Annotated in this window: 31 protein-coding genes; 27 read left to right on the forward strand and 4 right to left on the reverse strand. The window is 59.9% G+C overall.

The window, feature by feature from the left end; genetic code table 11:
- Positions 1 to 46 precede the first annotated feature (46 nt).
- The 11 genes from B8987_RS20010 (at position 47) to B8987_RS11190 (ending at position 9,312) form a co-directional block, all read left to right on the forward strand.
- Positions 47 to 727 carry a P-type ATPase actuator domain-containing protein gene (locus B8987_RS20010; RefSeq protein WP_242940712.1) on the forward strand — a complete coding sequence of 227 codons (681 nt, stop codon included), beginning with the start codon at positions 47 to 49 and terminating at the stop codon, positions 725 to 727.
- Positions 727 to 2,169: a heavy metal translocating P-type ATPase gene (locus B8987_RS20015; RefSeq protein ID WP_242940663.1), complete on the forward strand. Its 1,443-nt coding sequence runs from the start codon at positions 727 to 729 to the stop codon at positions 2,167 to 2,169. Before B8987_RS20010 ends, B8987_RS20015 begins: the two co-directional genes overlap by 1 nt.
- 41 nt (positions 2,170 to 2,210) lie before the next feature.
- The gene (locus B8987_RS20020) at positions 2,211 to 2,342 is read left to right on the forward strand and encodes a heavy-metal-associated domain-containing protein (protein WP_242940664.1); all 132 of its coding nucleotides are present in this window, start codon (positions 2,211 to 2,213) and stop codon (positions 2,340 to 2,342) included.
- A gap of 988 nt (positions 2,343 to 3,330) precedes the next feature.
- Positions 3,331 to 3,780 (forward strand): hypothetical protein, encoded by a 450-nt coding sequence (locus B8987_RS11155; RefSeq protein ID WP_084661559.1) that lies wholly within the window; start codon positions 3,331 to 3,333, stop codon positions 3,778 to 3,780.
- A gap of 1,142 nt (positions 3,781 to 4,922) precedes the next feature.
- On the forward strand, positions 4,923 to 5,111 hold the full coding sequence (locus tag B8987_RS19870) for a hypothetical protein (RefSeq protein ID WP_207651518.1): 189 nt from the start codon (positions 4,923 to 4,925) through the stop codon (positions 5,109 to 5,111).
- On the forward strand, positions 5,093 to 5,287 hold the full coding sequence (locus B8987_RS11160; RefSeq protein WP_139793533.1) for an SHOCT domain-containing protein: 195 nt from the start codon (positions 5,093 to 5,095) through the stop codon (positions 5,285 to 5,287). Before B8987_RS19870 ends, B8987_RS11160 begins: the two co-directional genes overlap by 19 nt.
- Before the next feature lie 265 nt (positions 5,288 to 5,552).
- Complete coding sequence (locus tag B8987_RS11165; RefSeq protein ID WP_084661561.1) at positions 5,553 to 5,900, forward strand: rhodanese-like domain-containing protein; 348 nt, start codon at positions 5,553 to 5,555, stop codon at positions 5,898 to 5,900.
- Between the two features lie 401 nt (positions 5,901 to 6,301).
- A complete protein-coding gene (locus B8987_RS11170) occupies positions 6,302 to 6,544 on the forward strand; it encodes an SHOCT domain-containing protein (RefSeq protein WP_084661562.1) in 243 nt (80 codons plus the stop codon).
- Between the two features lie 327 nt (positions 6,545 to 6,871).
- Positions 6,872 to 7,648 carry a cupredoxin domain-containing protein gene (locus tag B8987_RS11180; protein ID WP_084661564.1) on the forward strand — a complete coding sequence of 259 codons (777 nt, stop codon included), beginning with the start codon at positions 6,872 to 6,874 and terminating at the stop codon, positions 7,646 to 7,648.
- A 2-nt stretch (positions 7,649 to 7,650) separates the two neighbouring features.
- On the forward strand, positions 7,651 to 8,286 hold the full coding sequence (locus tag B8987_RS11185; RefSeq protein ID WP_084661565.1) for a class I SAM-dependent methyltransferase: 636 nt from the start codon (positions 7,651 to 7,653) through the stop codon (positions 8,284 to 8,286).
- A 243-nt stretch (positions 8,287 to 8,529) separates the two neighbouring features.
- A complete protein-coding gene (locus tag B8987_RS11190; protein ID WP_084661566.1) occupies positions 8,530 to 9,312 on the forward strand; it encodes a class I SAM-dependent methyltransferase in 783 nt (260 codons plus the stop codon).
- A gap of 262 nt (positions 9,313 to 9,574) precedes the next feature.
- Here the strand turns inward: B8987_RS11190 and B8987_RS11195 are convergent.
- A protein-coding gene (locus B8987_RS11195; protein WP_278281275.1) for an IS3 family transposase occupies positions 9,575 to 10,719 on the reverse strand; the annotation gives its coding sequence in 2 pieces (ribosomal slippage) (positions 9,575 to 10,473 and positions 10,473 to 10,719; 1,146 coding nt in all).
- 125 nt (positions 10,720 to 10,844) lie between these two features.
- On the opposite strand from B8987_RS11195, the gene B8987_RS11200 reads away from it, so the two are divergent.
- Together B8987_RS11200 and B8987_RS11205 are read left to right on the forward strand one after the other, a co-directional pair.
- Positions 10,845 to 11,570, forward strand: a complete 726-nt coding sequence (locus B8987_RS11200) for a response regulator transcription factor (RefSeq protein ID WP_084661567.1) — start codon at positions 10,845 to 10,847, stop codon at positions 11,568 to 11,570.
- A complete protein-coding gene (locus tag B8987_RS11205) occupies positions 11,537 to 12,565 on the forward strand; it encodes a sensor histidine kinase (RefSeq protein ID WP_084661568.1) in 1,029 nt (342 codons plus the stop codon). The genes B8987_RS11200 and B8987_RS11205 overlap by 34 nt, the downstream gene beginning before the upstream one ends.
- On the opposite strand, the gene B8987_RS11210 is transcribed toward B8987_RS11205, so the two are convergent.
- Positions 12,562 to 12,768 (reverse strand): SHOCT domain-containing protein, encoded by a 207-nt coding sequence (locus B8987_RS11210; RefSeq protein ID WP_084661569.1) that lies wholly within the window; start codon positions 12,766 to 12,768, stop codon positions 12,562 to 12,564. The genes B8987_RS11205 and B8987_RS11210 overlap by 4 nt on opposite strands.
- A gap of 104 nt (positions 12,769 to 12,872) precedes the next feature.
- Positions 12,873 to 13,241, reverse strand: coding sequence for a helix-turn-helix domain-containing protein (locus tag B8987_RS11215; protein ID WP_084661570.1), 369 nt, complete (start codon positions 13,239 to 13,241; stop codon positions 12,873 to 12,875).
- A 133-nt stretch (positions 13,242 to 13,374) separates the two neighbouring features.
- Between B8987_RS11215 and B8987_RS11220 the strand changes: the two genes are divergently transcribed.
- The 13 genes from B8987_RS11220 to B8987_RS11285 all read left to right on the forward strand — a co-directional run bounded on the left by B8987_RS11220 (position 13,375) and on the right by B8987_RS11285 (position 19,884).
- The gene (locus tag B8987_RS11220; protein WP_084661571.1) at positions 13,375 to 14,055 is read left to right on the forward strand and encodes a cytochrome c biogenesis protein CcdA; all 681 of its coding nucleotides are present in this window, start codon (positions 13,375 to 13,377) and stop codon (positions 14,053 to 14,055) included.
- 34 nt (positions 14,056 to 14,089) lie between these two features.
- Positions 14,090 to 14,656, forward strand: coding sequence for a TlpA family protein disulfide reductase (locus B8987_RS11225; RefSeq protein ID WP_084661572.1), 567 nt, complete (start codon positions 14,090 to 14,092; stop codon positions 14,654 to 14,656).
- 52 nt (positions 14,657 to 14,708) lie between these two features.
- Entirely contained in the window at positions 14,709 to 15,065 is a 357-nt protein-coding gene (locus B8987_RS11230; RefSeq protein WP_242940665.1) for an ArsR/SmtB family transcription factor, read from the forward strand.
- 159 nt (positions 15,066 to 15,224) lie between these two features.
- Positions 15,225 to 15,494, forward strand: coding sequence for a transposase (locus B8987_RS11235; protein ID WP_076006230.1), 270 nt, complete (start codon positions 15,225 to 15,227; stop codon positions 15,492 to 15,494).
- Positions 15,491 to 16,366, forward strand: a complete 876-nt coding sequence (locus B8987_RS11240) for an IS3 family transposase (protein WP_084661574.1) — start codon at positions 15,491 to 15,493, stop codon at positions 16,364 to 16,366. Before B8987_RS11235 ends, B8987_RS11240 begins: the two co-directional genes overlap by 4 nt.
- A gap of 199 nt (positions 16,367 to 16,565) precedes the next feature.
- A complete protein-coding gene (locus B8987_RS11245; protein ID WP_084661575.1) occupies positions 16,566 to 16,868 on the forward strand; it encodes an NAD(P)/FAD-dependent oxidoreductase in 303 nt (100 codons plus the stop codon).
- A gap of 13 nt (positions 16,869 to 16,881) precedes the next feature.
- Positions 16,882 to 17,433 carry a hypothetical protein gene (locus B8987_RS11250; protein WP_084661576.1) on the forward strand — a complete coding sequence of 184 codons (552 nt, stop codon included), beginning with the start codon at positions 16,882 to 16,884 and terminating at the stop codon, positions 17,431 to 17,433.
- 4 nt (positions 17,434 to 17,437) lie between these two features.
- A complete protein-coding gene (locus B8987_RS20245; protein WP_084661577.1) occupies positions 17,438 to 17,548 on the forward strand; it encodes an SEC-C metal-binding domain-containing protein in 111 nt (36 codons plus the stop codon).
- Positions 17,549 to 17,614: 66 nt separating this feature from the next.
- Positions 17,615 to 17,827: a heavy-metal-associated domain-containing protein gene (locus B8987_RS11260; RefSeq protein WP_084661578.1), complete on the forward strand. Its 213-nt coding sequence runs from the start codon at positions 17,615 to 17,617 to the stop codon at positions 17,825 to 17,827.
- 147 nt (positions 17,828 to 17,974) lie between these two features.
- Entirely contained in the window at positions 17,975 to 18,370 is a 396-nt protein-coding gene (locus tag B8987_RS11270) for a hypothetical protein (protein ID WP_176213235.1), read from the forward strand.
- 102 nt (positions 18,371 to 18,472) lie between these two features.
- Positions 18,473 to 19,126 (forward strand): MerR family transcriptional regulator, encoded by a 654-nt coding sequence (locus B8987_RS11275; protein ID WP_084661581.1) that lies wholly within the window; start codon positions 18,473 to 18,475, stop codon positions 19,124 to 19,126.
- Positions 19,127 to 19,301: 175 nt separating this feature from the next.
- Complete coding sequence (locus B8987_RS11280; RefSeq protein ID WP_084661582.1) at positions 19,302 to 19,655, forward strand: SHOCT domain-containing protein; 354 nt, start codon at positions 19,302 to 19,304, stop codon at positions 19,653 to 19,655.
- A 13-nt stretch (positions 19,656 to 19,668) separates the two neighbouring features.
- The gene (locus B8987_RS11285; protein WP_084661583.1) at positions 19,669 to 19,884 is read left to right on the forward strand and encodes a hypothetical protein; all 216 of its coding nucleotides are present in this window, start codon (positions 19,669 to 19,671) and stop codon (positions 19,882 to 19,884) included.
- Positions 19,885 to 19,895: 11 nt separating this feature from the next.
- On the opposite strand, the gene B8987_RS11290 is transcribed toward B8987_RS11285, so the two are convergent.
- A complete protein-coding gene (locus B8987_RS11290) occupies positions 19,896 to 20,501 on the reverse strand; it encodes a recombinase family protein (protein ID WP_084661584.1) in 606 nt (201 codons plus the stop codon).
- 94 nt (positions 20,502 to 20,595) lie between these two features.
- On the opposite strand from B8987_RS11290, the gene B8987_RS11295 reads away from it, so the two are divergent.
- The coding region (locus B8987_RS11295) for a DUF4158 domain-containing protein (RefSeq protein WP_139793588.1) at positions 20,596 to 21,452 on the forward strand (857 nt) is incomplete at its 3' end.

Consider the following 21,452-nt stretch of genomic DNA (forward strand, 5'->3'; position numbering starts at 1 on the left):
GCCCCGCCGTCAACGGGTCGAATCGATGCTGGAGGCTCTGGACGGGGTGGCAAACGTGCGGGCCAATATGACCACGGGATCCGTCACCGTAGACTTGGTGCGCGGCGTGGGTCGCCTGGATGCGGTGCAAGCGGCCTTGCGCCAGGGAGGCTTTGACGCGGAAGTCGCGCCCGCCGTCTCCTCGTCTGATCCGCGTCGGGCGGAACTCGCCCGCGCCCGAAGAAATTTCGGGATGGCCCTGATCTTTACCCTCCCCGTCTGGGTGGCTATGGTGCACACGCTGCTTGGGATTGGCCCCACATGGCTCGCGATGCCGATTGTGGTGGCGCTGAGCGCCACCGTCGTCCAATGGGGCCCCGGCATGGGCTTTACGCGGCGGGCCTGGATGAACCTGCGTCATCGCAATGCCAATATGGATGTGTTGGTGGCGCTGGGCACACTGGACGCCTGGGGACTTTCAGTCTATGACTGGGGCGTTGGCGGGCGATTGTATTTTGACGTATCGGCCACGGTTATCACGCTGATTATCCTGGGCAAATATTTTGAGGCCCTGGCCAAAGGCCGCACGGGCGCGGCCATTGCCGAATTATTAGCGTTGCAGCCCCACGAGGCCCGGCGCAGAACCCCCGTGGGGGACTGGGAGACGGTGACGACGGACAGCGTGCAAGCGGGAGATCAGATCCAAGTTCGGGCCGGGGATCGAATTCCGGTGGACGGGGTGAGGTAGTGGAAGGTATCGGGGCAGTTGATGAAGCCATGTTGACCGGAGAGCCGATGCCCCAAGAGAAACACCCAGGGAGCACCGTGTCGGCGGGAACCGTCAACGGGTCGACGACGCTCATCATCGAAGCGACGCGGGTAGGGCACGACACCACCTTGGCACACATTGTGCGCACCGTTGAGGAGGCGCAGGCGACGAAAGCCCCTGTGCAACGATTCGCCGACCGCGTCGCCAGTGTTTTTGTGCCCATTGTGATGGGCATTGCGCTGATCACCCTCGGAGCGTGGGGATTGGGCACCGGCGATTGGCGCCATGCCATTTTGGCGGCGGTCGCCGTGTTGGTGGTCGCCTGTCCTTGTGCCTTGGGATTAGCCACTCCCACCGCTGTCATGGTGGGCTCTGGCGTCGGGGCCAAACGGGGCATCTTATATCGGAGTGGGGAGGCCCTGGAAAAGGTGTCGGGGGTGACCTTGGTCGCGATGGATAAGACCGGCACCTTAACGGCAGGGCGTCCTCGCGTGCAGGCAATGCGGGCGACCGAAGATGTCGCAGACGCCGAGGTCTTGGGGTGGGCAGCGGCCTTAGAACAGGAGTCGAGTCATCCTTTGGCGAGGGCCATCGTGGGGGCGACTACCGAGCAGGGGGTTCGCGTACCCCCAGCGGAGGATGTGTATACCGAGGCAGGCCAAGGGGTGGTCGGCACGGTAAACGGGGCCGAGGTCTTGGTCGGGAATGCTGCTCTCCTCCACGCCTATGGGGTGTCCTTGCCGCCAGACCCGGAGGAGACATGGACCCGATGGCAACAAGAGGGGGCGACCGTGGTGTGGGTGGCGCGGGACGGCCAGTGGGTGGGCACGCTGGCGGTGGCCGATTTTGTCCGCGATGACGCGGTAGACCTCATCCAGGCTCTGCATCGCCGCAAGATTCAGGTGGCCATGCTGACGGGAGACCAAACCCGGACGGCCGAGGCCGTTGGTCACAAGCTGGGCGTGGATCGGATTTTTGCCGAATTGATGCCGCAGGACAAAGCACGGGTGATCGAACAATTGCGTCACGAAGGCTACCATGTGCTCATGGTCGGGGATGGGATCAACGATGCCCCGGCATTGGTCGCGGCGGATGTCGGGATGGCCGTCGGTTCGGGGACCGATGTCGCCATTGAGGCGGCCGACATCACCTTGATGGCGCCCGAAATTTCGGGAATCCTGCGGGCGCTGACAATCGGCAGAAAGACGCTCGGCAAGATTCGGCAAAATCTGTTTTGGGCCATGATTTACAACGTGATTCTGATCCCCCTGGCGGCGTTGGGTTTCCTGTCCCCCATGATTGCGGGGGCCGCGATGGCCTTCAGTTCGGTGTCGGTGGTCACCAACTCGTTGTTGCTACGCGGCATGCGCCTGCCCACCGGCGAGGCGCAGATCCCCCAGCCGGTGGGACAACACATCTGACGGTGGTCGAGAACAAGGCATGATGGAGAGGAGGAACCAGGATGGAACGTGTGGAACTGCCCGTAAAGGGCATGACCTGCCATCACTGTGTGATGACGGTGACCCAAGCGTTGAACAGTGTGGAGGGCGTTCGGGCTGCGCGGTCAATTTGGAGGGGGCCTGGGCGAAGGTGACCTTTGATCCCACCAAGGCGTCCCGCGCGGATTTGGCCCGGGCGGTCCAGACAGCAGGGTACCAGGTCGAGTAAAAACCCTGGGGGCCACTTGGCGGCGGCTGAAGTCGTTGCAAAGTGGCTTCATCTTCTGTCCATCGGCTCAACACTCAACGGATGGCGCGATCATCAAGACGATGTGTCTGCCCTGCATGTCCGGGGTTTCGGCTCCTGGTTTTCTCCCGTTATTTTGCGTTGCCGTGACCAATCTTTGTGGTGTGTGGGAATTTCTTCGTGTAGCGAGTGGCTTTTGTATCGTTCGCACGTGATGGTGGGGAGTCATCGCATAAAACGGGTTGGGGCCCGGTGTTCGCGGATGCGTGGGACAACAGGCTAAACCGCCGTCCTCGCGTCGTGGCCCGAGGCTGGGGGCCACGAACGGAGTGATGGGGTGTCCCGGCTTGCGGCGGCCACGCCCGTCGAGCTCTGTTCCTGCCGTTTTCGTCCTGCGCCTGGCGTATTGGGTCGGGGCCCTGGAAACCGAACAGATACCCATTCCTTGAAGGAGTGCCGCCAACACAACGCGCGAATTTTCCACGGTATCTGTGCCATTGACTGGAGAGTGCAGACAAGAATCCTCGCTATGGTCGTGGATATTGACCCTTTTATGCTCACCCATCTTGTCAATCGCCCAGACGGGGTCCTCAGACCTCAGTGGGAGGTTTTTTGGTTTACTGATTGAGACACCCGCAGGATCATAGGTCTTGTCATGGGTGTTGACCTCCAGTTCTAGCACGGTTCTTGCGCGTTTTGTTGGCATGACCCCTTTTAGGCAGCGTCCTAGGGACTAATATGCCGCCATACCCGTCTCGTTGAGGCCCATGAGCCCGTGCGCGCCCATCCCACGTCGAGGATTCGCGTTCGGGCCGTCACACCGCAGAATGCTGCAGGATAGATCGAGGCAAAAAGAGGGAATCATAGAAGTGTTGTGTTCGGAAAGGAGTGTTGGCGTGACACATAAATCCCCCCTGGCATCCCCCGTGCGGATGATGGCGGTGATGATGATTATCGCGTTACTGATCCAATTCCTTTTGGGGATGTATACGAATTTGTTTATTGCCCTTCCCCGAGTCACCGTGCAAGGAACGGGGGCTTTGATGCCTGGCATGGGACGCATGATGTCGGTGGGGTTTTCGGATCCCGTGTTCATGGTGCATATGATTGTGGGGATGCTCTTGGCGCTCGGGGCGATCGCGATAGTGATCATGGCCGTCCGTGTGAAACAAATTCCTTTCATGATCATCACCGTCATTGGACTCATCTCGGTGCTGGCCGCCGGATATGGAGGGCTCACGTTTTTTATGAACGGTCAGCATAATAGCGCGTCCTATACCATGGCGGTCGGGTGGCTTTCGGCGTTTACCACCTATTTTATGGCCCTACGGGCGTTATCGGGGTAACCTGACCCCTCACCTCAATAGCATGGACAGGCTCGGAATCAGAAACCCGTGGTCGAGGAAAAACTTTCTGATGGTTGGCGGCCGAGCCCTGAAAGAAAACGCGAGAGATCCGGGAGTCTGACCAACGATTTATCTCGGGCCGGGGCCCGCGCAACACGGCATGACGGACTGCTTCGCCGGACAATCAACCCCTCTTCTTTGTGACCTTATGATGTGGAGTCTGATAATACGCGAGGCCCTTGTGCAGCCCGTCCGATGATCGGATGCGGCTGCACAAGGGCTCGGATTCGTGGAGGGGTGGGATCCGGGCAAGTCATCCCGCCTCAAAGCGAGAGGGCCGGGAATTGTGTGAACCCATCGAACCGTGGGGGTTCTGGATTGCACTGGCGGACTTATGCTGAATAGCGGTATTGTCTGCGTTAATTCCCAGGGATTGTGAATGCGCCAGGTTATTACCCTACTAGGGTGGACATAAGTTAACCTCATCGAACGTAGACCGAGTGTGGAGGGGTCTGATCCTGAGATTTTGCACTGATCATGGCCACCAGGAACGATGGTGGGTCCATTTTTTCAGGGTGTGCGGTGTTTCTGCTATCACATAATGCCCAGCAGTTGACGGTATTCGTTGTCCAGGGTTCTGTGGATATTGTTATGTCTTACGTTATTTGGCCACCCAAGTCTCGACTTAGCTGGCCGAGTATGGGGGCAGGCGTTTGGTCGCTAAGCAAACCGGTGGAGGCTCTTGACGAGTACTTTTGCCCGCGGTAGTCGGCGGTCCAGAGCGCATGGATGCGGCTGTGCGGACTCTGGACCGCCGACTGCCCCGGGCGGTATCCTCAAGAGAGAGCGTCCACAGAGAGTCTGGATGCGGCGGAGAAAGTTGAGAAAAACACGTGCATTTCCGGCCAAATAACGTGAGAACCGACAGGATATCGACAAATGGCCTCGTCGACGCCACACCACGCTTCGCCTCGGGCTGGGATAACGGGGGCAGAAAGGGCATTAATCAGCCCGGCATGACCTCTTCGTGGGTGGCGTTGCGGAGGTTGTGACAGAATTGTGACCGTTCTGACATGGACCGGACACATGGGTGTGGCATTCTGAGGATGGTCGCGCAGGCTTGTATCATAAAAGAGCGCGGCGTGACCTGGCCAGGTTTCACCCATACGGTCCATAGCCCACTTCCCGCTAGGCGAATAGAGCACGGGTTGCCTGGGGTGCGCACAACTGGCGCGAATCCATTGGCCGGAGAGCCGTCTTCCTATCGGTTTATCGGGGTCACAGGGGTCAAAGGGGGCACGTCATGGGGACCATGGGGAGATGGATGGTGATCAGTGCGCTGCTGTGGCTCGTGGTCAACCTCGGGTTACTGGTGGGTTTGGGGCTGTGGCTTCGAGATTCCGGGGCGGTGCGCCACCGCGACGATCCCTTAGCCATTCTGCGCATTCGGTATCAGCGGCGGGAAATTTCGCACGACGAATACGAAAGGCTCAGGCATCTGCTTTAGAGGGAAGGAGTCCCAGGTGACTGGCGATGTTCTCCACCGTGGCGGATGCCCCGCATGCCGACTCATCCGGGAGCATCGGCGAGGACGTGCAAAGACCCGGCAGTCACGATTCTGGTGAATCACAGGACTTCCCATGACTTTCGACAGCTTGCCCACCCATCTCTTTACGGCGCTGTTTCACATTCTTGTGACAGGATAAACGGGAGATCACTCAGGAGAGTGAGAGAGAAGCCACTCTGAACCCATAAGAAAGGTCGGGGCATTCATGAATTTGATGAATTTATTTAGACATCCGCGCCAATTGAAAGATTTGAACCCCGCGCAGATTGACGGGTTCATTCAGCAGACGCAGCCCACGGTGGTTGATGTCCGTAGGGCAGAAGAGTATCAAAGCGGCCATCTTCCTGACGCGATGCTGGCTCCACTGGGCACTATGGCGCGGGAAATGGAGAAAGTGGATCGAAATATTCCCGTGTTGCTTATTTGCAAAACGGGCCACCGCAGTCAAGCGGCGTCCTGGGACTTGCTGAAAATGGGATTTACCGATGTGCAACACCTGAAAGGGGGCATGGACCAGTGGAAGCGCGAGAACAGGCCGGTCGAGCGTTCATAGAGAGGGCGGAGGTGGTTAACGTCAGAGAAGGACTCCTGCGGTAGCCCCGAATCCCGCCCTGAGAGATCCTCAGGGCCTGGTAATTACCGTCTACATCCAGCCTGGTGCAGGATTGGATGGCACCGGGACCACGACCACAGCATCCTCGGAGCTCATGCTCCCTGGGACTGCTCTCCCCAAGGGAACCTGTCGTGCGTTGAGACTTGCGGAGTGTGCTGTGCACTTGGAAATTGGTCTGCCCATTGTCGTCAGCAGTCTGCTTACACGCAACGCTCCATCGAGTGAAAACCACCAGTTGAGGGAATGTGACCGTTCTGTGACACGGAGGATATACGGCTGACACAAAAGGTGGATACCCTAAAGATGACCACAATGGTCTGAACGGAAGGAGGTCAGGGATCATGATGGGATTCGGGGTCGGCGGTGGTTTGGCGGGAATGTGGATCATGGGGCTATTGGGCCTGTTGATTCTGGCCGGTGTCATCGTCGTCATTGTATGGGCCATTCGGGCCTTGATTCCGGCCAACCGGTCGGGGCCCCCCGCTGCGGCGGTCGATCCCCTGACGCAATTGCGATTGCGATTAGCGCGTGGGGAGATTACGCCCGATGAATACGAGGAGTTGCGCGCCCACCTACGCGATTAAGCGTCGGTGAGTGAAAATCGGGACCAAGGGGTGGAGGACGATGAAGCGGCTCAACGGGCTTGTAATGGGCCTAGGATTGTTGGCAGCCGGCACGATAGGTGGAGTAGTCGCTTAACGGCGAAATCAAGCGTAGCCGCAAGGATAAGCGGCCGCATCATGGGGACCGCGCGCATCGCGATGGGTTGTATGGGATTCAGCGGTGGGGAGATGATGGGATGATGGGACGATAGCGTCGTTGACGAGTGTGAACCTTTGGGATGGGTCGCGATCCATCGAAACACTAAAGAATTAGCGAAACGAAGAGCATGGGAAAAGGAGTGGAGAATCATGAAGCGAGTCAACGGCCTTGTCGTGGGCCTAGGATTGATGGCAGCCGGCACGATAGGCGGGGTGGCCTTTGCTGCTACCCACGGCTCTGCCCTATCGACATCGACGCCGGGGTCTGTCCCGCAGTCGGGAAGTTTGGGACGTTTTAGCGCCATGATGGGGGGGTCGGGCGCGGGAGCGTCTTCGGGTCTCGGCGGCATGATGGCCTCGGCGATGAACCAATACCTGGGCAATACGCACGCCGCGATGGGCTATGTCGGATCCGGCGGCGGAGGGATGATGGGAGCGGCTTCGGGATCGGTGTGGACCCCCGCCCAAGTGGCGAAGTTGGTGCAGCAGAGTGAACAAGGGGTCACCATCGACCGGACGACCAACACCATTACGTATCACAGCACGCAGGACCTGCTCGTACCGTTGGCGGCCCCGGCGGCGCTACACATTAAGGGGATGCAGTGGGAGATTGACGGGCTCATCAACCCCAAGGTGGTGGTACCGCAGGGGGCTCAGATCACGGTGGATTTGGTCAATGCCGACCAGGGCTATATGCATGGGTTTGAGGTGACGACGGCGCGCCCTCCCTTTCGTGAGATGGCCATGATGCAAGGACCTGCCACATTCTCGAGGGCCTTTATTATGCCCATTTTACCGGAGACGAGCCAAGGCCAATATCATCGGAGCACACAATTTACTGCCACCAAGGCGGGGACTTACTCCTACATTTGTCCCGTGCCAGGCCACGCGGCGCAAGGCATGGCCGGCCGGTTTGTGGTGTCCTAACGATGCCCGACACTGAGCCCGATGACGCTTTACCCCGTGCTCGCGTCGATCACCCGTGGTTCAGTCGTGGGTATCCCCTGGCAGAATGGGCACTGGAACTGGCATTAGGGGACGCGCGACGAGCCCAAAATGCGCAGGCGTCGGGACGGACGCTCATTATTGGAGCGGGTACGGGATTGGATGTGCCGGTCTTAGGACGCGGCGCCACGGATGTCGTGCTGCTGGAACCGGATGCGACGATGCGCCGGACCCTGTTCCGTAGGTTTCCGGAGTGGGCCATTGTCGGAGCGTCGGCCGAGGCGATGCCCTTCACCGAAGGGACGTTTGATACGGTCATCAGTAGCCTGGTGCTGTGTAGCGTTGGAGATGTGGCACGCGTGTTAGAAGAAATCACACGCGTGCTGGTACCTGGTGGGCAGTATCTCTTTTTAGAGCATATCGCCAATCCCCATCGACTGGCCGGCATGGTGCAACAGGGAATCGAACCGGTGTGGCGGCTCCTGGGCGGAGGGTGTCGGTTGATCCGTGATGTGGAAACTGCCGTACGGCAGTCCCCCTTGACATTGACTTATTGTGAGACGGTACGTGCGGGAGGGCTCCTCCCCATAATTCGTGGCCGCGCCATGAAGAGCCGTTGAATCCGAAGGACGCGCGATTACGATCGGCGGGTGATGAGGGAATTCTGTCAGGAGCCACCCAGCGCAAACGGATGGGGTTCCCATGCGCTCGCACGATCACAGGGGGTTGCTCACACACGATGCCCGTGGGGTTTCAGAGGACGCCCTCGCGAGATTCACTGAGAACACTCGGGCAATTGTCTGATGGCGGAACGGCAAGGCCCAGCGTGAGGAACGCGGAGAAATGATGAAGGGAATGGGACAATGAGCGAGCAACATCCATGGAAAGCGGTGGTCATCCCCGAGAAGTCGATGCACCGCATGGCCGACGCGCTTCGGAGCCCGTCGGACCACGATCTGAAAGATCATCCCGTCACCCAAGAAGTCATGGCGCATCTGGGCCCTCAGCGCACCGTGGTGGACATTGGGGCCGGTATCGGCCGGTTCACGGTTCCGCTGGCGGCCATGGGGTGTGACGTCTGGGCGATTGAACCGTCGGCCCTGATGCGAGACCAGTTGCACCAGGCCTTAATCACCAACAAATTGGACTCGAGGGTGCACACGGTCGCCGGATTGTGGCCGGGCGTGGAGGTGCCGATGGTCGAGGTGGCCTTGGCCGCCTTCGTGATTCAATTTTCCCCCGACCCCCGGCAATTCGTGCAGGCCATGGAGGTGGCGGCGACGGTCCGCTGTGTGATGGCGATCCATGTGGATCACATGTTTTCGGGACTCGACGATTTGTGGGCGGTTTTCCATCCGGATCGTCCCTCGCCGACCTCTCCGGTGTTTCGCGACGTCTATACCTTGCTGTGGAATGAGGGCATTGTGGCTGATGTGCGCGTCGTGGAGGATCCCCCACGGGACGGTTTTTGGCGTGATCCGCACAAAGTGCTGGACGGGTTGGCGGACCTGTTGCAAATTGACACCGATGCGGAGCGGGAGCACTTGGCTACCCTCGTGCGGGAAGGTTGGGGGACTCGGGGGGGCACCCTGACGCCTTCGTCTCATCGGTGGGCAATCGTGTCTTGGACACCCCGAAAAACATAGAATAGCGCGTCGTTGCCCGTGGTGGATGATCTGGGCCGTTGACTCCATGAGCGGGACGGGGTGACTATTGCAATTCTGCCGTGCGGACTCTCTCTGGGGGATGGAATTTGGGCTCGCCGCCCCACACGGACACCGTCCGCCCAATGCGTGTGGGCGCTGTCTCTGTCTCCAGCGCTTCGGATCACGGCCCACGAACCCTTGAAGATCCCATGGTGGACCTATGTCAATAAAATGGACACCCGAAATTGAGACATTATCCCGATCACGCTTGATATGCCGCCTCAGCCTCGGCTGGAGTCTGATAATCTAGGGCGCTATGGACGCGCTGCCGATTATAAAAAATCTCGATATAGGCAAAGATCGCAACTTCCGCTTCTGCCCGGGTTCGGAATTTCGTCAGGTAAATGAGCTCCTTTTTCAGGAGGCTATGCCATGATTCAATCATGGCATTATCATAGCCATTGCCCTTCCGACTCATGCTGGCCGTCATCCCGTATTGCTTAAGGCGCTCTTGGTAAGCCGTCGCGGCATATTGGCTCCCCCGATCCGAGTGATGCAACACCCCGGCCGGCGGCCGGCTGTGCCTGACCGCGCGGTCTAAGGCCCGGAGAACTAAGTCTTGCGTCATGCGCCGATCCACGGCCCATCCCACAATTTTTCGGGTGTACAAGTCCTCGAGGCTTGCTAAATAGAGCCATCCTTCCTCGGTGGGGATGTAGGTAATATCTGCCATCCACACCGCATGCGGCCGATCCGCGGTAAACGTTTGATTCAACACGTTCTCATGCACCGGCAACGTATGCCGAGAATTGGTGGTGGCTTTATATTTCCGTGTCACGCGAGAGCGCAATCGATGGTCGTGCATCAACCGTGCCACCGTTTTTTGACTGATGCGCTCGCCTTCCCGCCGTAACACGGCGGTGATTTTGGGGCTGCCGTAGCGTTCCCCTGATGCGGTAAACACCGCCCGAATCCGTTCGACCCGCCGGGTCCGGACTTGCGCCTGAGTACTGGGAGGGCGATGGCGCCACGCATAATACCCGCTTCGCGAAACGTCGAGGATTTGGCACATCTTCGTGATCGAGAAGGTGAAGCGGTGTTCATGAATGAACGGAAAGATTACTTCCGATCGTTGGTGAAGATGCGCATCGCTTTTTTTAGGATCGCATTCTCCTCTTCGAGATCCCGAATGCGTCGCTGCAAATCGCGCAGGGCTTGGTCTTCCGCTTTCAGATGCCCACTACCCACAAAGGGTTCGACCGGGTCGGCTTTGTAGGCAGCGACCCAGGCATACAAGGTTTTGCTGGGAATGCCCAGTTCGCGCGCCACTTGCGCGCCACTTTTTTGTTGGGTCAACACGAGTTGAACCGCTTGTTCTTTAAACGCTCGATCATATTGATTGGCCATCGGATTCACCTCAATTGAGAATTATTGTATCATCTTGTCTCAATTCGAGGTGTCCACAATTTAGACTAACATCCATGGTATACTAAGATCAGTGCAAGAGATATCGGCTCAAGGTGGAGAAACCTATGGATGCGACCCAATATTCCGCGAAAGATTCTCTCCTCATCATCGACGACGATCCGGGGATTATTGAGGTGTTGACCGCGTATGGCGAACCGTGGGGCTGGTCAGTGGCGACGGCGGCTTCGCTCACGGAGGCGTTATCGCGCTTGGCGGATCATGTCCCCCAGGTCATTGTGTTGGACTGGCAACTGCCCGATAGTGACGGTCTGGCGTCCATTCGGGCCCTGCGTGCGCACACGGCCATCCCGATTCTGATGTTGACGGTGCGGGATCAGGAAGCGGACATTATTCGGGCGCTGCAGCTCGGCGCGGATGACTACGTCGTGAAGCCGTTTAGTCCCGGTCAAGTGCTCGCGCGGTGTGGCGCATTGCGCCGCCGGGGGCAGGATCGGCCCGAGGGTTCGCGTGACCGCGTCGAGGCGAAGGATTTAGTGATCGACATCCCACGACGGCAAGTCTGGCGTCGGGATGCTCTCATTGAATTCACCACCTTGGAGTTTGAACTGCTGAGGCATCTCGCGACCAACCCGGGCCGAGTGTGGACCCGAGAGGAGTTGCTGGACCGGATTTGGGGCGACGTGGGCGAGGTGTTTGATCGCGCAGTCGATATGGAGATCGCGCGTTTACGCAAAAAACTCGGAGACGCCGTCGAGACGCCCCGGTATATTGACACGATTCGGGGGGTGGGATACCGTTGGCGCGACGATCCGGGCCCCGGTGGGCCCTAGGTCTCTGGTTGGTCCTGACCATCGGCATTGGTCTCGCGTTGGGGCTGACCGTGGGGCTCGGAACGCTCTGGGCGGGGTTGACATCTCGGCGGAGTGGGGCCATTGCCGAGATTTATCTTCTGGTGGCGGGGATGGTCTGGATCAGCCTGGCCGGGATCGGCTGGGTGGTGGTGCGCCGCGTGGACCAGCTCTTAGCGCGCGATTGGCTCGATATCGTCACCTGGATTAATCAGTTAGAGGAAGGGCATTGGGAGCCGCTGCCAGTTCCCGATACTGGGCCTTGGGGGCAATTAAGCTATGCCTTGAATCAAATGGCCCGCAGGCTCGCGATGGCCCAATCCGAGCGCGAGATGTTTCTGGCCAGTGTCGCGCACGAATTGAAAACGCCGCTGACGGTGTTACGTGCGAACCTGGAGGGTTTGGCGACGGGTGCGTTGCGTGCGACGCCGGAACGATGGACCACGCTCCTCCGGGAAGTGCATCGCCTCACCCGACTGGTGAATGATTTGTTGCTGATTGAGACCATGCAATCTCCGACCGCTTCGTTGCATCCGACGCCCTATCGTTTGGATGCACAAATTGAGGAGGTTTTGTTGAAGTTTGGACCCCTGGCGGACCTTCAGCAGATAACCCTGGTCGGGACGGGGGAGCCCGTCGAGGTGGAGGCGGACCGGGATCGCCTGGACCAGGTGTTGACCAATATAGTGGATAACGCTTTGCGTCACACGCCGCAAGGGGGACGAATTGCCATTACGTGGCGTGGCTTGCCCGAGGGAGTGGAATGTTGTGTGGACGATAGCGGGCCCGGCATTCCGGTGGCGCAACACACGCTGGTTACCCGACCGTTCTATCGGGATCCCCGGTCGTCGGGCGTCGGTTTGGGGTTGGCGGTCGCGGCGGCGTTGCTCCAAGCGCACGGCGGGTCGCTCACCATCGGGAACAGTCCCTGGGGTGGGGCACGGGTGTGCCTACGCCTCCCCGGTCGGACCGACTAACGCGTTTCCAAGTGTCGACGGAGTTCTTGATATTCGTCGAGGGAAATTTCTCCGCGGGCTAGGCGCAACTGCAAGATGGATAGCGGATCATCCGGAGCCTGGCGCCAGCTTTGGACATGATGAAACCATACCGAGACCGCCACGGCCAACACGACTAAAATGCCCAACCAAATCACCGTTCCTACCCACATCATTGCCATCATGGCGTGCGCTCACCCCTGTCGCTATCGTTATTATTTTATTATTTTATGCGATTTTGCGGCAATCGTCATGGGGCCATCTCACCGGCCCTGGGATAGTCCACGGCTCAATGCTTGATCTGGCCGGGCACCGCCCGACCTTCCCATTCGAGAATCTGGATAATCTGACTCACGCTGCGCCGCGGCACTTCCCGCCGTAAGAGAATCGCTTCTTGCACCAACGCTTCGGGCACGGCGTCTTCGGATCGCCGAGACGCTTTCGGACGCGGTTGCAATCCCGCGAATCCTTGAGCCCGGTATTGGGCGACATACCGGCGTACGGTCCGTTCGGACAGACCCGTCTGCGCACAAATTTCCTCACGACGCACCCGGATCGGGGTTTCTGTAGCAATGGAACGAAAATGGCAATAGCCCATCAAGAGCCCGTGATCGGGCCCGAACGGCAAGTAACCTAATGAAATCCCTGATTCGATCATTTCACGCTGCTTAAGAAGAGTTCTCACGGACTGAAGTCCGGCGTCGTTTATAAAACTTCGTTCAGCGGCTTGCTCGACGCATTGTTACATTGTATTATTGCAATAAGTCATCACTGAGCAGGAGGCCCTCCCCATGAATCTCGCGTTTTATATGGGCATCGCCGCAGTCTTTAACCCCTGTGGCATCGCCTTATTGCCGGCTTCGTTCGCCTGGATTGGCGGCACAGTGGGCGGCACGGCGACCGTGCCGACCCGTGTGGGTCGTGGCATTCAGTCGGGGATTTTGATGGCCGTCGGCTTTACGGCCGTGGTGGCGGGTCTCGCCGTCGTCGTGCATGGCATTGGCAGTGCGCTGTCCCCCATCCTCCATACAGTAATGCTTGCCCTCAGTGGTCTCCTGATTGTGGGTGGGAGCGCGGTGGCGCTGGGCCTCTTCCATTTCCCCGTCGATCGCTGGACCGGGATGGGGCGCATCACGCCGGCCGGGCGCTCCATCTGGACCCTGGTCGTCGCCGGGATCGTGTACGGAGTGGCGGCGCTGAGTTGCACCTTGCCCCTCTTTCTCGCGGCCCTCGCGCCGGCGGTGGCGGGTGGGTGGCCGACGGTTGTGCAGATTGTCGGCTCCTTTGGGCTCGGGACCGCCGTGGTGTTGGTCGGCGTGGGGTTAGTGACCTTGTTCGCCCGCGATGGACTACTCCGGGCGATCCGGGCGGTGGGTCCCTGGCTGAACCCTGCGCTCGGGCTCATCATTGTCGGTGCCGGCGCCTATCTCGGCTACTATTGGCTCTGGGGACCCGGCCACTTCTTGGCCTGATCTGCCGGGCATGCATGGAAAGGAGCAGATGTCCATGAAAACCGCGTGGTGGATTGGCGGACTCGCGACGCTGTCGGCGATTGTCGGGGTGGGCTATCATCTCACGCGATCCGCCCCGGGGACTGGGCCCACGCGCCCGGTGGCGGTCGCCAAGACCGGACCAACGGCCGTGGCCACGTCCACGAACACGGCGTCCCCAGCGAGCGCGCCGCCGTTTCATGTCGCCTCGTTAAATGCCGGAACCGTCACCGTGCCCGATGGACGACCGACGGTGGTGTATTTTATGTCCGCAGGCTGCGGCAGTTGTATTAGCGGGGAGCAACAGCTCGCCCGCTTGGCGGCCCAGACCGCCCCGACGGTCCAATGGGTGTCGTTGGATGTCGATCCCGGTTACGACACGGCGAAAGCGGTGCTCAGTATGGCGCATTACACCGGGGCCCACTGGCCGCAAGCATTCGGAACGAATGCCATCATTAATGCGTATCACGTCACCCAACTGGATATGGTCGCCGTCATCGCCAAAAATGGGCAACTCCTCTATGATGGGGCGTTGCCCTCCAATGCCCAACTCCACCGGCTGATCACGCAAGCGCAGGCGTAACGGGCGGAGGAGCCGATGGGTTGACTGTCCATGAAGAAATCGAAGGAGGGTCATGATGGCCGAGAAAACGACTGAGACGTATGCATTGTGGGCCGACTTTTGGCAGGCGCTGAGCCACCCCATTCGCCTCCGGGTGTTGGAAACCCTCCGGCAGCACGGCGAGCTCAACGTGGGGCAACTGGTCGACCGGGTGGGAATTGGTCAAGGGCATCTCTCCAATCACCTGGCCTGCCTCAAAAACTGCGGTCTGGTGACGACGGAGGCGCAGGGGCGCTACGTGTACTATCGCATGGCCGATGACCGCGTGCCGGCCTTATTGGACTTAGGCGAAGCCATCTTCAGCGACCATTGGGCCGGGGTGGCCACCTGTGCCGTGGTGAGTCGTCCGGCGGTGCCGAATCGTGAATAAGGCGCTCCTCACTGCCTCGGAAGCCTGGGAGGCGTCCCGTCCCCCGGACGAACGGGCCCTTACCCGCGCCGCCTTTCCTTTTAAGCCCCTTAAGAAGACGAGACAATCGCGATCTCTCCTGGTAGGATAATTATCAGTTCAGAGGAGAGAGTGTGCACGATGAGTCAAACCTATTCACCGGAATTCAAGCAACAGATTGTTCAAGAAGCTCAAGACACGCAAAATGCGACATTAGTCGCTCGTCGTCATCAGCTGAGTCCATCCATGGTGCGTCGCTGGGTGCGTGAGGCGGTGAAGGCGGCCCACCATCCCCACGATCTCATGAGTCTGGTAGACGAAAATGAACGATTAAAGAAATTACTCGGGGAAAAAGATCTGCAGATTGCCATGCTTCAAGATCTGCTGCAAAAAAAGGGGATCCGTCCGTGACAGAATTGTGTGAACACGTGATGGACTGGCATCACCGCGCTCCCCAGGTGTCCCTTCGCCGATGGTGTGCGACGATTCGCCTTTCACGGGCCACCTTTTATGCGTGGCGTCATCGCCAACGCCATCCTGAACCAGATCGGCGCCATCAGGCGCCGGGTCGACCTCCGCGAGGATACAGCGTCACACAAAATGGCCAGAAAATCGCCGATGGCCAGATTATGGACTGGATTACCGATATTCTGACGACGGAGAACGCGGCCTATGGGTATCATAAAATCACATGGGTCTTGCGACGACGCTATCATCTACAGATTAGTTTCAAAAAGGTGTATCGCCTCCTTCGACAATGGCACTTGTTATGGCCTCAGCGAAAACGCCGCATCCGGCATCCGCGCCGGCTGGCGCGGAACCGCATCATTACGGCTCCCAACCAGCTCTGGCAAACGGACATTACCTATGTGTATATCGCGGGCGAGGATCGGTTTTTGTATCTCCAAGCCATTATCGATGTGTGTGACCGCATGATTATTGCCTACCACATGGGACTCCATTGTCAGGCGACGGATGTTGTGCGAACCTTAAAACACGCGGTGATGCAGCGTCAATCGGAATGGCAGACGCCTCCCGTTCTGCGGACCGACAATGGCCCCCAGTTTATCGCCGAGGCATTCGAAACGGCTTGTGCCGCCTATGGTCTGGAACATGAACGCATTCCGGTGGCCACGCCGAATAAAAACGCCTTTATTGAGTCGTGGCATGCTCCGTGGGAGCGCGAGTGTCTCACTCAAGCATTGGCCACATATGGCGAGGCCTATGCGGCCATAACGCGATGGATTGCCTTTTATAACCCAGATCGGCTGCATGGGAGCTGAGAATTTTGGTCCCCGGCGACGATGCGACAACGCGTCGCGGGAGGGCAAGCGACCGGGATGCCCGTCACAGTGTAGAAAAGCTAGCGACTTTTGCACGGGGGGACAGGGGCGAGGTGACGCCCTGGCCCCCTGTCCCCCAGTCCCAGCCCGTAGGGCTGATATGATGTCCCAATGCGTATCCGCGTGAAAGAGATCGCAAATGTCCAAATTTGGGGGGCGGAATCGGGCCTATGTGCCGCGGGCGCTCGCCAACCGGGATACGCGAGGCTTCATTAAGCTGGTCGTGGAACAGGGCACGGAACGGATTGTCGGGATGCATGTGGTGGCGCCCGACGCGGGCGAGATCATTCAGGTGGGTACGCTGGCCGTCAAGTATGAAATGAGCCTGGCGGACGTGACGAGTCTCTTCTTCCCCTATCTCACCATGGTGGAAGGGATCAAGTTGGCCGCCATCACGTTTCATAAGGACGTGAGCAAGCTCTCCTGCTGCGCCGGCAGTTAGCGAGGCCCGGGCGATGGCGCCGCAAAGGGCGTGGCGGGTTGTCGGCGCCGTCGGGGCGCTCGGGTTGGCCGCATGGAATCTGTCGCCCGGGCTCTTCACCCGAGGGCTCGGTGTGGGATTCGTCGACGGGGCGCTCATGGCCACCGGGCTGGGACTGATCGCACGACAGCCAGGACAGTGGAGCGGGCCGCTCTGCCTCGGACTCATGATCGGCAAGGGTCTGGTGCTCACGTTAGCCACCATGGGTTTCGAGATTTCATTGCGGGTGCCGTGGGCGTTCTCGATCCTCATTTTGCTCTACATGGCGGGAACGCTCGCCGCGGCCCGAGTCTGGGTGCTCGCCGGCGGCGCTCTGGCGGCGGCAATCCTGACCTGGCATGGGTCCCTCGCGTGGGGGATGGGGGTGCGCGCGGCCTGGTTTGTGGGATTGGCGGGATGGTTAGCTCCGGGGACGGGGATCGCCCCCGCCGGCCGACACCGGCCCCACGCCGACGCAGCTCCGCTGCGGGGCGCTTCATCGCTCCTTCAGCATTCCTCAAACCGTGACACCGAGGAAAGGAGGTGATGTCATGACCTGTCGAGGCGGTGCAGCGCTCGATCCGGCGCAGCCGAAGCCGACCGACCCGTGCCCCTGCGGATCGGGGGAGCCCTATGGCGAGTGCTGCGGACACGGCAAGTAAAAGTCTATCGGGCGGGCGGCGGACACCGCCCTGCCCGGGTCAGGATGAATCGAGGAGGCGGATAGCATGTTGACGTATGATCTCAAAATTACGGGGATGCACTGTGTGGATTGCGCGCACAAGGTCGAAGCCGCGCTCCAGGCGGTGCCGGGCGTCACGGCCGCCCATGTACACTATTTGAAGCGACGGGCGCAGGTCACCGTGGAGAATCCGACCATCGTGGTCGATCACTTGCGCCAGGCGGTGCAGGCAGCCGGATACGATGCGACCCCCGGCTAAACCCGAACGTCCGTTTCGCTTGCGCCTGTCGGTCCCGGTGGAAGCCACCGCGGTCGCGCAAACCCAGCTCACCGCCGCGCTGGCCGCCACGGGCTTAGACGCCTGGTTTGATCTGGCCTCGCCGACGTCCGGACCGTGGGCGCTCTGGTGGGACGACACCGCGATTTGGGTGGGATCGGGCGCGGATCCCGCCGCCTGGCAGGAGGCCCTCTTAGAGGGCTGGTGGGGGTCAGGTGGAGGCTGTTGTTAATGGCGGCAGTTGCGTCGTCCCCGAATTCGTTGGAGGTGGGAGCGATGGGCATCACGCCCGAAAGGCGGGCATTGTTGGCGACCTGGCAACGACGGCCTTGGCGCCAGTTGTCATTGCGGGAGGCGGTGGGGTTGCCCGCATTGGAGATCGCCCAAAATGACCCCCGCGGGTGCACGCCCGATTGGGTCGTCTCCGCCTTGCATCGGCGTGGCGACACCCTGGTCCTGCCGATGGCCACCCTGTTGATGACGGCGGATGAATGGGCGACGCTCGGGCCGCGCGTGTCCACCTGAGCAGCCCAGCTCAGTCCACCGGCCACCGAAGCGGCCCAGCCACGATAAAAGAACGTGAGCACAATATTGACTAGCTAGTACGATGCGTGTGAGGTGAGCGCGATGATCGGCCATTATGTGCGGGTCCAAGAAGAGTCGGCGCTCTTGGGGGTATCCCCAGCCACGATCCGCTGGTATTCGCTGCAAGGCTGGTTGCCCACCTACCGGGTGGGGCGTGGACAGGTCGCCCATCGGCGATTTCGGTATCCGGACCTCCAGCACGTCGCTACCCGAACGGGCCGTTATGTGGCGGACGAACCGGCGTGGGATCGCACGGTACCGATTACGGTCGAGATGGCGGCCCAATACCTGGGATTGTCGGCTCGATACCTCACCGAGACCGGGGCCATGCCGCCGGGGACGGTGTTAAGCTGGGAGGGTTTAACGGCGCTCGAACAGCAGGTGTATCCCGGTCCCGAGGAGCCGTGGAACGGCTCGGATTCTTTGAAGGAGGCCATCCCCATGATGAGGGAACAGATGATGATGAATCAGGCTTGTGGTTGTCACGGCGGAAGGACGGCTCCGGCGTCCGGAGAGGCCGAATCGGCCGCCACCCCCAAAGGTGGCTGGCCTGCGGTCGACTTGCCGGTCGAGGGTGCCAGCCTGTTGGCGTTACGACGGACTCGACGGCATTTGGAAGTGCAAAAAGCTGACCTGGAGGACCAACTGGCGGAGTTGGAACGGCGGATTCAGGCGCATCCTGAGAATCACGGATAGTCCGTATCATCGGTGAGGGAGCTGACCATTCCCTCGCTATCATACCAAAGAGTGCATCAGATGTTCAGGGGCGGCATTGTGAATACGTCCCGGATGGAACGACGGGAACGGCCGCCTCGCAGGCATACAGGATCACGGAGCGATGCAAGCCCATTAAAGAAGGGACGTGGGTCATATGCCGATGATGTTCGGATTTGGTCTCTGGTGGATGTTTCCGCTATCGTTGATGGTCATGATGGCCTTCGTGGGCGGGGTCGTACTTCCTCGCGCGTTCCGGGGACATCTGCACGTGTCCTCGAATACTCCGTCCCCCGATCCGTTGGCCGTGGCCCGCGAACGGTATGCCCAGGGTCTCATCGCGAAACCGGAATTTGACCAGATCGTCCAGGACCTCGTCAGCACGGAAGACGCTTTGGGGATGATCGACGGGCAGGCGTCCACCGATCGGCGACGCATGGCGCTTCGTCACGTGGAGCGGCCCCCCGACCAGGATTGTTGGCCGGGCGCCCGCCGGTACCCATGTCGATAGGCCCGGGCATGCGATGCTGACTGCCTACGGAGCCCTGATTGTCACCCTGATGATGATATTTTACGCCCTGGAATCCCGTTCGTTGTGGTTTACTTTCGCGTTCGGCATCGCGTGTTTAGGATCGGCCAGTTATGGGCTTATGGCTGGCACGTGGCCTTTCGGCGTGGTGGAGACGGTATGGAGTGGGATTGCCTTCCGCAAATGGTATCGCCTGAGACACCAGCCCTAACGGTTAACGGATCAACGGATCGGTTCGTGGGTATCGTGAACCGTCTGGCGTGCGGCTCGATATAACGTAGCCCGGCTAATCTGCGTCATGGCACAGATGTCGTTAACAGTCAAATGGTTGGTGTCGCGGGCTTCAAAGAGCTCCAGGGCATGCGCGAGCCCTTTATGATGGCGGGTATAAGTCCGCGGGCGCCCTTGGTACACCCCGCGGGCTTTCGCCGCCGCGATGCCCTCGATTTGGCGTTCCTTGATCATGTCGGCTTCAAATTCGGCGATGCCGGCCAGCAGCGTAATGAGGAGTTTTCCCACCGCTGTCCGCGTGTCCACGACGTCACCGCCCATGTTCAACACCACCAATGATACTCCCTTGTCGGTGAGCTGGCCGATGGTGGTGAGGGCATCCTGGGTACTGCGGGCAAAACGGTCGAGCTTGGTCACCACCAGCACATCGCCCGAGCCAACGGTGTCCAACAAGGCGGCGAGTTGGGTGCGATGCGTGAGCGTCCGACCCGAGGTCTTCTCCTGATAAATTTTCTCGCACCCAAAGGACTGAAGCTGAGCGAGTTGCGCGTCGAGATGCTGGGTTGTGGAACTCACCCGCGCGTAGCCGTAAATCATCGTCTCGGAGCCTTTCTTTGGATATAATTGTGATACATGTATATGATACACGAAAAACGGCGCAAACACACGTGGGTTATGGCGTCTCAGGTGAGTGTACCCATGTGAGACACGCACGCGATGTCCCACGGAAGGAGGGATTCCCACGCCGGTCAATTTCCTCACCGAGGAGCAGGCGGCGCAATACGGCCAGTATGTCGGCGACCCGTCCCCGGCCCAACTCGCCCAGTATTTCTATCTGGACGATACGGATCGCCAATTCCTTCGTCCGCTCCGCGGGGATCGTCAACAGCTGGGATGGGCGGTGCAACTGGGGACCCTCCGGTTTCTCGGCACGTTTGTGGAGGACTGGACGACCATCCCCACGGCGGTTATCGACTACGTTGCGGGCCAGTTGGCCATGGCCGTTCCCGATGGTATGGCGCGATATGGGAGTAGTCGTACCCGTCGAGAGCATACCCTCCGGCTGACGACGTTGTACGAATATCAACCCTTTGAGGCCCAACCCGGCCACTGGCGTCTGGTGCGGTGGTTATACCAGCGCGCCTGGCTCACGGCCGAACGTCCGAGCGTGTTGTTTGATCGGGCAACGGCGTATCTCGTGGAACACAAAATTCTCTTGCCCGGGGTGACCACCCTTACCCGGCTGGTGGCCCAGGTCCGCGATCGGGCCCAAGGACGACTCTGGCAGCGTCTCGCCGCCGTGCCGAGTGCCACCCAACGAGACGCGTTGGAAAGCATCTTAGCCGTCGACCCCAAGACCCGCCAAACCGCGCTGGATGGGCTCCGCCGTGCGCCCACCCGCCCCAGCATTCGAGGATTCCACTACGCCCTTGACCGGCTCGATCAGCTGCGGGCGCTCGGGGACGCGGGCTGGAACCTCCGCGCTATTCCCCCCACGCGACTGACCGCCTTGGCGCGTCATGCGGCCACGGTTCGCGCGCAAGCATT

This window comes from Sulfobacillus thermosulfidooxidans DSM 9293 (genome assembly GCF_900176145.1).
GTDB lineage: Bacteria > Bacillota > Sulfobacillia > Sulfobacillales > Sulfobacillaceae > Sulfobacillus > Sulfobacillus thermosulfidooxidans.